An 8,222-nucleotide genomic window follows, 5' to 3' on the forward strand; every position below is an offset into this window, starting at 1 on the left:
AAATTGCTTGTCGAACAAGCATGGCATAAAAAGAAAGTAACGATCCTGAGCACCTATGGCTACGCCAGCTCATTCGACACGCAATGCAAGCTTCTTCTTACTAACTTTTTCTGGTTACGAACAAACTCAAGACCTTATACCATTTCATTGCTTCACTGCATGTTTTGCATTAATATGTGAATTCAGCGTGCCTAAGGTCAAAACATTAGTGAAGGTTTACCTTTTTGAAAGCATTAAAAATAATTTTATTACTGACCTTTTTCTTGGGACTTATTGCTCTGGCCTTAATCCACATCGAAAGCAAGTTATCGACACCTCAGGCTACCACCTCTATCTCTTTGAAATTAGAGAAGAAAAACGAAGTAATCCCTTTAGCAAGCATCACTGGACACTCAGCGCACTAAAGCAGTAGCAAACTTTGCTCAATATCACCACCTCAACAAATGCTTCTATTTACAGTATTATGTCCATCAGGCACAGTGATATAACTGAACATATTAGGATGAAAAAAGAGCCATATGCATGAAAATGATTAGATTTCTAAGTGAAGAATATAAATTTCTTATTGGGTTGCTTTTTGTACTGATTTTTTTCTCTCCGCAATTAAGTAATCAACTCATCCCAGCGTCTGTTAGCTTCGCTTTATCAGGCTTTATTGTGGTCTTCATTGTGATGATTGCCTGCGCATTTAGTGTAGTAAAACACGCCGATTGGCTTGCTCACCGCTTTGGTGAACCCTATGGCACAATCATTTTAACCATTTCAGTGATCTCTATCGAAGTTGCCCTAATCTCTGCGGTTATGCTCGCAGGAGGTAAAAACCCAACCTTAGCACGCGATACCATGTTCGCAGTGATGATGATCTCTCTTAATGGGTTGGTAGGCTTGAGCCTGCTAATTGGCGGAATTCGTCATCACTCTCAACGTTATAACCTAAACGGTGCGAATGCCTTTTTATCTGTCCTTGTCCCCCTTTCTATTATTTGCTTAATCTCACCTAACTATACAAAAGCGGCTAGCTACGGTGTACTATCTCACGGCCAAGCAACCTTTATCATCATCATGAGTTTAGTTCTCTACGCAGTTTTCCTATCCATTCAAACAGTACGTCACAAAGACTTTTTTGAGCATCCAGATCCGACAGATCGACAGATCACTGCTGCACAAGCCGACGGCACATTGCCCAGAAAAGTCTATTTTCACATCATTATGCTGCTTATGGCATTGGTTGTTATGGTTTTACTTTCCAAGAAGCTGGCGATGTATATTGACTTCACCATTTCAGCGATTCATGCTCCTAAAGCATTGAGCGGTCTTATTGTCGCCATTTTAGTCCTCACTCCAGAGGGTATGAGTGCGATCAGAGCTGCCTCTCGCAATCGTATGCAACGCTGTGTTAACTTATGCCTAGGCTCAGCCCTTGCTTCTTTAAGCTTAACCATCCCCGCAGTACTGGTTATTAGCTTATTAACACACCAAACGATTACCTTAGGCCTTTCTGATCTTGATGTTTTGCTACTAGTCACTACACTTGCGGTCAGCATGATTACCTTTATTAGTAGCCGCACTCATATTTTGCAGGGAGTCGTTCACATCGCCTTATTTTTCACTTATATTATCTTTATTTTTGACTTAGCAAAATAACATGAATGAGTGTATATTCAAATGACAACAGTCTCTTCAGAACTTCAAAATCTCTACCCAACTTTTGATATTATTGAGTTAATTTACCTACTCAAAATAGCGATTGCCTTTATTCTCGGTGGAGTTGTCGGGTTTTCTGTGCGTAAGACCCACCCTAACGGCATTCGCATTTTTGGAATTACCGCCCTAAGTGCCTGTGCCTTTAGCGAAATCGCCATTCATTTATTTTATCTTTATAAGGTGGATTACACGTTTAACATCATCGCAGGGATCGTTACAGGTATCGGTTTTTTAGGCGCTGGACTCATCTTCAAAGATCGTAATAGCGATGTTCGCGGCATTTCTGCGGCGGCAACCCTATGGGCTGCTGCCGCCGTCGGCATGGCAATCGGAATTAACATGTATATTATCGGCACCGGCATGACCATTATTGTCTCTTTATCCTACTTTGCCTCTGCTTCATCTAAAAATAAAACTAAAGTCAAAATTAAACCTAAAGCCATGCCTAAACCGTCAAGTTTACACTCTGTACCCAAGCAAAAACCATCTTAACCTCTAATACATAAACAAGATGACAAGGATGTTCGTTCGATGTCTCGACTTCAATTAGCCATTCCCACAAAGCTTCCCTTTAGTCATGATCTTACTATTTCAGTTCGTGACATTAATTATATGAACCACTTAGATCACTTAAAGTTTTTAGAGTACATTCATACTGCTCGCGCTGTTTATTTTGCCAAGTTCGGCCTCTCTGAGATATCCGTTGGTGTCCCTGATGTTTACATGATGGCGGGGAATTTGCAGTGCCAATACCACAGTGAAGGGTTTCTCCACGACAATCTGAGAATTAAGCTCGGCATAGTTCATAGTGGCCACACGAGCATTGATTTATGCTCAAGAATCTATAACCTAACCCAAGATAGCCTAATGGCAGATGTTATCCTCAAACTAATATTTGTTGATATTCATAATAGAAAAGCCGTTGAGGTTCCATATACTTTTAAAACACTATGTATTTGACCCATATTTCTACCTGAATAATATACCCGTATAGTGATGCTCGCATTGTCTTATTTACGGTATCTATTATAATAAGTTATTTTATTAATAAGGGATCACAATGGCGCTTAGCAAAAGAGATTTTTTTGATGCAATTGACTACTCAAACACCGCAGTCGAAATCCATGAGTACCTTCTCACCACACTGAAAACACAGCAAGAAAACTTTGCTAAAAAGCGCGATGTCGAGCAAAGCGAGGTTCTCTCTAAAATCAGTGATATAGAGTTCCGTTTTGCTCAACTCGATATGTTAAGTGCCGTATATCGGAAAATGCTGTTAAATACCCTCGGTGAAATTGAAGGCTGTAATGAAGCTGAACTCAATACAATTAAAAGTGGTCTATTGCACATAGTTGCAACTACCTTAGAAGCATCTGTCAATGATTTTGGCATCAATGCCAAAATAGCCGTTGATATCAAAGAAGAGAAGAACTGAGATTATAAAACATGATAAGACTTTAAAGAATAGACATCATTACTGAAAGTAAGGTTATATTCACAACTGAGAAAATAAACATTTTCCGTGCCCAGGTAACATCTTTTAATAACGCTCCTCCTTGGGCACTGGCTTTTTTATCATTAGAAGAAAAACCTTTAAGTCCAAAGTAAAACCAAATCAACCCTAAAGTAAAAGCATCTAAAAAATAAAAAAAGCCTGTATAACCAAATAAAAAAGGCATAGCAGCTACAATAGTAAAAGCAAAAATATGAACTAACATACTTATTTTGGTATAGTAAATTCCTTTTTTAATTGGCAAAACAGGTATTTTTGCTGCCGTGTAATCTTTAAGACGATAAATAGCTATGGCATAAAAGTGAGGCATTTGCCAAAAAAATAAAATTGCAAATAGAATAACGGCGCCGCTATCAAACCGATTCGTCGCAGCACAATAGCCTGCAACAGGAGGGATCGCCCCAGCAATTCCTCCTATGGTTGTACCATATACTGAACTACGCTTGAACCACAGGGTATAGAGAATAACGTATGCAAATAAGCCAATAAATGCAGTTATCACTGTCAATAAATTCGTCTGGAAATACAGTATTAAAGAGCCTAATATTCCCAAGACACTCGCATAAAGTACTGAAAACTTCCCAGAGATTAATCCTTGAGCTGAAATACGCCTTTTCGTCCTCTCCATTAGTTTATCAATGTCACGATCAATATAATTATTAAGAATACAACCACATGCGACAACTAATGACATGCCAGCAAGAACAGGAAAAAAACAAGGTAATTAACATCACCTTGTGCACCTAGAAAATAACCTCCGATTACCGTCACCATATTGCCAAAAATAATACCTGGCTTGGTCAGGTAAACATATTTCATCAATGTACCATGTTATAATCGAGATTATACATGATCCATAGTGAGCCGCCGACAAGAATTAATACAACAAAAACTGTAAAAATAAAGCTCATTAAATCCCAGCGGCCGCTCGGATTGGTTGTCATATGCAAAAAGAACTTTAACTGAACAAACAGCTGAATTAAAGCTAAGATTGCAACTGCAACATAAAGCCCCGAAGGTGGTAGCATCTTATTGGCCACTAATGCAAAAGCAATAAAAGTAATGACAAGAGACAATACGAAACCGATAATATAAGACGTCAATGTATAGCCATGCTTGGCATCTGCAATTTCTTCATGCTGTTGGTGGTGCTGATCTGTCATGAAATTGCTCCCATTAGATAAACAACAGAGAACACAAAAATCCATACGATGTCTAAAAAGTGCCAAAATAAGCCTAAGCAAGTCAGCCGCTTCGTCATCAAGGGATTAATGCCATTTTGATAAACTTGAACAATCATTACAATCATCCAAATTAACCCCATAGTTACATGCAAACCATGAGTTCCAACGAGTGTAAAAAATGCAGATAAAAAAACCACTGCGCTGCCAGCTGTTTCCCTCATGAATTAGATGAGCAAATTCATATAGCTCCATTGCAACAAAAGAAAAGCCAAGAATAAATGTAACAACCAGCCACATTAATACCTGCCCAGCATCCCCTTTATTACGTGCTAGCATTGCTAAACCATAAGTAAAACTACTGACAAGAAGTAATATAGTTTCGGTTAAAATAAATGGGATGCTTGCTAACTCACCAGCACCCGGGCCGCCAAAAGTATTGTTATGAAGAACTGCATAGGTTGCAAAAATAATTGCAAACAAGATGCAGTCACTCATAATATATATCCAGAAACCAAAAATATCTTTGGTATCTTCGTCGTGATGATGGTCGTCGTGATGAGCCACAGCAGTTTTCACTGTCATATTTTCATCCTATTTGCTATTTCGATTTCTGTTTTTTCTACTTCTTCAGCTTTCACATAGTAATCAATATCATAATTGAATGAATGCTTAATCACTGCTGCGAACATCCCTATTAAGCCTAAAAAGACCATCCAGTAAATTTCCCAAATCATACCAAAACCAAATGCTAAACTAAACGCTGCGATAATAAAGCCGACAGACGTATTTCTTGGCATATGAATATCTTGATAGGGTCTTTGCTTATCTGAGCTTCTTTGAAGGTGTTTAACCTTCTCTTGCTTTTCTTCCCAAAATGCATCACGGCTATGCACTTCAGGTGTAAATGGGAAGTTATAGAATGGAACAGGTGAAGGCGTTGACCACTCTAATGTTCTGGCATTCCAAGGATCACCGGTTGTATCTTTATAACCTTCTTTATTTCTGTTCTTAATACTGACGAATAACTGCAGTAGCTGAAACCCAATTCCAGCTGCAATAATTAGGGCGCCAATACCGGCAACAATCAAAAATGGCTGCCATCCTGTTGATACATCATAGTGATTCAAACGACGTGTCATTCCCATGAAACCTAAGATGTATAAAGGCATGAAGGCGACAAAAAAGCCGATGAGCCAGCACCAAAATGCATATTTACCTAATCTTTCGTTCAATTTGAAGCCAAACACTTTTGGAAACCAGTAAGTAAAACCAGCTAAGTAACCAAACAATACACCACCAATGATTGTATTGTGAAAGTGTGCGATCAAAAATACGCTGTTATGAAGCTGAAAATCAATTGCGGGTATCGACATGATCACACCTGTCATACCACCAATCGTAAATGTCACCAAAAAGCCGATCGTCCACATCATCGGCGTTTTATAAATAATTCTTCCTTGATACATCGTGAACAGCCAATTAAAGACTTTAACTCCCGTTGGCACGGCAATAATCATCGTAGCAATCCCAAAAACAGCATTAACCGCAGGTCCTGCGCCCATCGTAAAGAAGTGGTGTACCCACACAGCAAACGATAATAAGGTAATAATTATCATTGCCCACACCATCGTGTAATAACCAAATAAGCGCTTTTGCGAAAAGGTTGCTACAATTTCAGAGAAAATACCAAATGCTGGGATAACTAAAATATAAACTTCAGGATGCCCCCATGCCCAAATCAAATTAATATACATCATGGGGTTTCCTCCAAAGGCGGAGGTGAAAAAATGCATTCCCATAAAGCGATCTAAGAAAAGCATACCGAATGTTACTGTAAGCACGGGAAATGCTAGAATCACTAAAACGACAGTCACCAACGCAGACCAAGTAAAAGGTGGCATTTTCATTAAGGTCATGCCTGGGCAGCGCATTTTTATAATCGTTGCAAAAAAGTTAATCCCCGAGAGCAGTGTCCCCAAGCCTGCGATCTGCAATGACCATAAGTAATAATCAACTCCCGCCGAAGGGCTGTATTTAATCCCCGATAATGGTGGATAAGCGAGCCAGCCTGTTGCGGCAAAATCTCCTATCACTAAAGAGATATTAACGAGAATGGCACCTACTGCTGTTAGCCAAAAACTTAAAGAGTTTAAAAACGGGTAAGCAACGTCTCGAGCACCAATTTGTAGGGGCACAACTAGATTTAAAAGACCAAATAAAAATGGCATTGCCATAAAGAAAATCATGATAACACCATGAGCAGTAAAAACCTGATCATAGTGCTCTGGTGGCAGATAACCTGCATTCCCTGCGGCCATTGCTTGTTGCAAACGCATCATAAGAGCATCAGCAAAACCACGAAATAACATAATAAACGCTAAAATGATGTACATGACACCAATTTTTTTATGGTCAACAGAAGTAATCCACTCTGTCCATAACCACTTCCATTTTTTGAAATAAGTCAGCGCCCCAACAATCACAAGCCCGGCGAGAACCATAAATAGTCCTGCACCCGCAATAATGGGATCGTGCAGGAAAGGAAGATCATTGAGGGTGAGTTTTCCAAGCATATTTATTATTCCCTATATATCCTTAAAATATCAATCACATTTTTACTTCATTCTTCTTATTATTGTCTACTTTATGCATTTCAGGAGACATAAATTTCATAATAACCTTATGAAATAAATTTTTAGTCACCGAAGAATAATATTCAACTTTATGATTCTTTGTTGGCATGACAAGTTGGTCATATGCCTTCATCGTCAAACCATTTGGAGATGACTTTACCTTACGCACCCACTGATCAAACTCTTCTTGAGTACTCGCCTTAGCAATGAATTTCATCCCAGAAAAGCCGTTACCACTATAATTTGTTGAACGGCCATTAAATTCACCAGTTTCATTAGCAATTAAATGTAATTTAGTCTGCATTCCTTCCATTGCATAAATTTGCCCTGCCAATTGAGGAATCGCAAATGAGTTCATAGGCGCATCGGATGTAATTAAAAACTTAACCTGTTTATGAGCCGGAAACTGCACAAAGTTAACCGTTGCAATATTCTGCTCTGGGTAAATAAACAACCATTTCCAGCTTAATGAAATTGCTTGGATCGTGATGGGTTTACCTTCCACATCTAAAGGGCGATACGGGTCTAAACGAAAGCTTGAAATCCAGGTAAGAATTGCCAAAATTATAATCAATATAATAGGCACACCCCACCAGATTACTTCTAATATCGTACTGTGAGACCAGTCAGGTCGATATTTCTCCTTAGTGTTAGATGCTCTAAAACGCCAGCTAAAAACTGCCGTCATAATCAAAACAGGAATGACGACAATTAGCATAAGCAAAGTAGCTACAATGAATAATTGTTTTTCATCCGCAGCAACTATACCTTTCGGGTCCCATAGCTCTGCCTTACAACCTGTCAGCAATATCACAGCAATCAGCGCTAAGAGAGTAAACAGAAACGCTTTTAAGATCTTCCCAATATTGTGCTTGCGATAACTCTTATGGGAGGAAAAACTCTTATATCGTTTATTTTCGCTAAAATCTTGTACAAATTTACTCATTACGCAAGCATCCTTTTGTATCTTCCCAAGTCACGATACACTAATCTAACAAAAGTATAGATCACAAGACCCTCATTAATCTATAGGCTCTCACTATAAAATTAACAATAAAACGTATCGTTATTAGCTACTTAACCCACACAAGCAAAGACATCCAAAAGAATATTGATGATATTTAGTCGATCAGAATAAAGTAAGATAACTTACCTATTTATTTCAATTTCAGCACATACTCTCCAGTG

The 8,222-nt window shown here is 38.7% G+C and carries 11 protein-coding genes; 5 read left to right on the plus strand and 6 right to left on the minus strand.

Annotated features, from left to right (window positions below):
• Positions 1-55 precede the first annotated feature (55 nt).
• The 5 genes from BGC07_RS01680 to BGC07_RS01700 all read left to right on the plus strand — a co-directional run bounded on the left by BGC07_RS01680 (position 56) and on the right by BGC07_RS01700 (position 3,139).
• On the plus strand, positions 56-412 hold the full coding sequence (locus tag BGC07_RS01680) for a hypothetical protein (RefSeq protein ID WP_069311709.1): 357 nt from the start codon (positions 56-58) through the stop codon (positions 410-412).
• A 110-nt stretch (positions 413-522) separates the two neighbouring features.
• Positions 523-1,644, plus strand: coding sequence for a calcium:proton antiporter (locus BGC07_RS01685; RefSeq protein ID WP_069311710.1), 1,122 nt, complete (start codon positions 523-525; stop codon positions 1,642-1,644).
• Positions 1,645-1,665: 21 nt separating this feature from the next.
• Positions 1,666-2,196, plus strand: coding sequence for an MgtC/SapB family protein (locus BGC07_RS01690; protein ID WP_069311711.1), 531 nt, complete (start codon positions 1,666-1,668; stop codon positions 2,194-2,196).
• Between the two features lie 39 nt (positions 2,197-2,235).
• The gene (locus BGC07_RS01695; protein WP_069311712.1) at positions 2,236-2,664 is read left to right on the plus strand and encodes an acyl-CoA thioesterase; all 429 of its coding nucleotides are present in this window, start codon (positions 2,236-2,238) and stop codon (positions 2,662-2,664) included.
• Between the two features lie 100 nt (positions 2,665-2,764).
• Positions 2,765-3,139: a hypothetical protein gene (locus BGC07_RS01700; protein WP_069311713.1), complete on the plus strand. Its 375-nt coding sequence runs from the start codon at positions 2,765-2,767 to the stop codon at positions 3,137-3,139.
• A gap of 22 nt (positions 3,140-3,161) precedes the next feature.
• Here the strand turns inward: BGC07_RS01700 and cyoE are convergent, their stop codons facing one another.
• The 6 genes from cyoE to cyoA form a co-directional block, all read right to left on the minus strand.
• On the minus strand, positions 3,162-3,911 hold the full coding sequence (gene cyoE / locus BGC07_RS01705; protein WP_235602832.1) for a heme o synthase: 750 nt from the start codon (positions 3,909-3,911) through the stop codon (positions 3,162-3,164).
• Positions 3,912-4,035: 124 nt separating this feature from the next.
• Entirely contained in the window at positions 4,036-4,380 is a 345-nt protein-coding gene (gene cyoD, locus BGC07_RS01710) for a cytochrome o ubiquinol oxidase subunit IV (RefSeq protein WP_069311714.1), read from the minus strand.
• Entirely contained in the window at positions 4,377-4,541 is a 165-nt protein-coding gene (locus BGC07_RS24100) for a cytochrome c oxidase subunit 3 family protein (protein ID WP_235602833.1), read from the minus strand. The genes cyoD and BGC07_RS24100 overlap by 4 nt, the downstream gene beginning before the upstream one ends.
• Positions 4,486-4,983: a cytochrome c oxidase subunit 3 family protein gene (locus BGC07_RS01715; protein ID WP_235602834.1), complete on the minus strand. Its 498-nt coding sequence runs from the start codon at positions 4,981-4,983 to the stop codon at positions 4,486-4,488. The genes BGC07_RS24100 and BGC07_RS01715 overlap by 56 nt, the downstream gene beginning before the upstream one ends.
• Entirely contained in the window at positions 4,980-6,974 is a 1,995-nt protein-coding gene (gene cyoB, locus BGC07_RS01720; protein WP_069311715.1) for a cytochrome o ubiquinol oxidase subunit I, read from the minus strand. The genes BGC07_RS01715 and cyoB overlap by 4 nt, the downstream gene beginning before the upstream one ends.
• A 34-nt stretch (positions 6,975-7,008) precedes the next feature.
• Positions 7,009-7,980: a ubiquinol oxidase subunit II gene (gene cyoA, locus BGC07_RS01725; RefSeq protein WP_077216695.1), complete on the minus strand. Its 972-nt coding sequence runs from the start codon at positions 7,978-7,980 to the stop codon at positions 7,009-7,011.
• Positions 7,981-8,222: the final 242 nt, after the last annotated feature.

It is taken from the genome of Piscirickettsia litoralis (genome assembly GCF_001720395.1).
GTDB lineage: Bacteria > Pseudomonadota > Gammaproteobacteria > Piscirickettsiales > Piscirickettsiaceae > Piscirickettsia > Piscirickettsia litoralis.

What these genes read in the sequence shown, in the direction of transcription:
- cyoE (WP_235602832.1), bottom strand. Translation starts at nt 3,911, where the DNA reads ATGTCATTAGTTGTCGCATGTGGTTGTATTCTTAATAATTATATTGAT.
- BGC07_RS01680 (WP_069311709.1), top strand. Translation starts at nt 56, where the DNA reads ATGGCTACGCCAGCTCATTCGACACGCAATGCAAGCTTCTTCTTACTA.
- BGC07_RS01715 (WP_235602834.1), bottom strand. Translation starts at nt 4,983, where the DNA reads ATGACAGTGAAAACTGCTGTGGCTCATCACGACGACCATCATCACGAC.
- BGC07_RS24100 (WP_235602833.1), bottom strand. Translation starts at nt 4,541, where the DNA reads ATGGGGTTAATTTGGATGATTGTAATGATTGTTCAAGTTTATCAAAAT.
- cyoA (WP_077216695.1), bottom strand. Translation starts at nt 7,980, where the DNA reads ATGAGTAAATTTGTACAAGATTTTAGCGAAAATAAACGATATAAGAGT.
- BGC07_RS01685 (WP_069311710.1), top strand. Translation starts at nt 523, where the DNA reads ATGAAAATGATTAGATTTCTAAGTGAAGAATATAAATTTCTTATTGGG.
- BGC07_RS01695 (WP_069311712.1), top strand. Translation starts at nt 2,236, where the DNA reads ATGTCTCGACTTCAATTAGCCATTCCCACAAAGCTTCCCTTTAGTCAT.
- BGC07_RS01700 (WP_069311713.1), top strand. Translation starts at nt 2,765, where the DNA reads ATGGCGCTTAGCAAAAGAGATTTTTTTGATGCAATTGACTACTCAAAC.
- cyoD (WP_069311714.1), bottom strand. Translation starts at nt 4,380, where the DNA reads ATGACAGATCAGCACCACCAACAGCATGAAGAAATTGCAGATGCCAAG.
- cyoB (WP_069311715.1), bottom strand. Translation starts at nt 6,974, where the DNA reads ATGCTTGGAAAACTCACCCTCAATGATCTTCCTTTCCTGCACGATCCC.
- BGC07_RS01690 (WP_069311711.1), top strand. Translation starts at nt 1,666, where the DNA reads ATGACAACAGTCTCTTCAGAACTTCAAAATCTCTACCCAACTTTTGAT.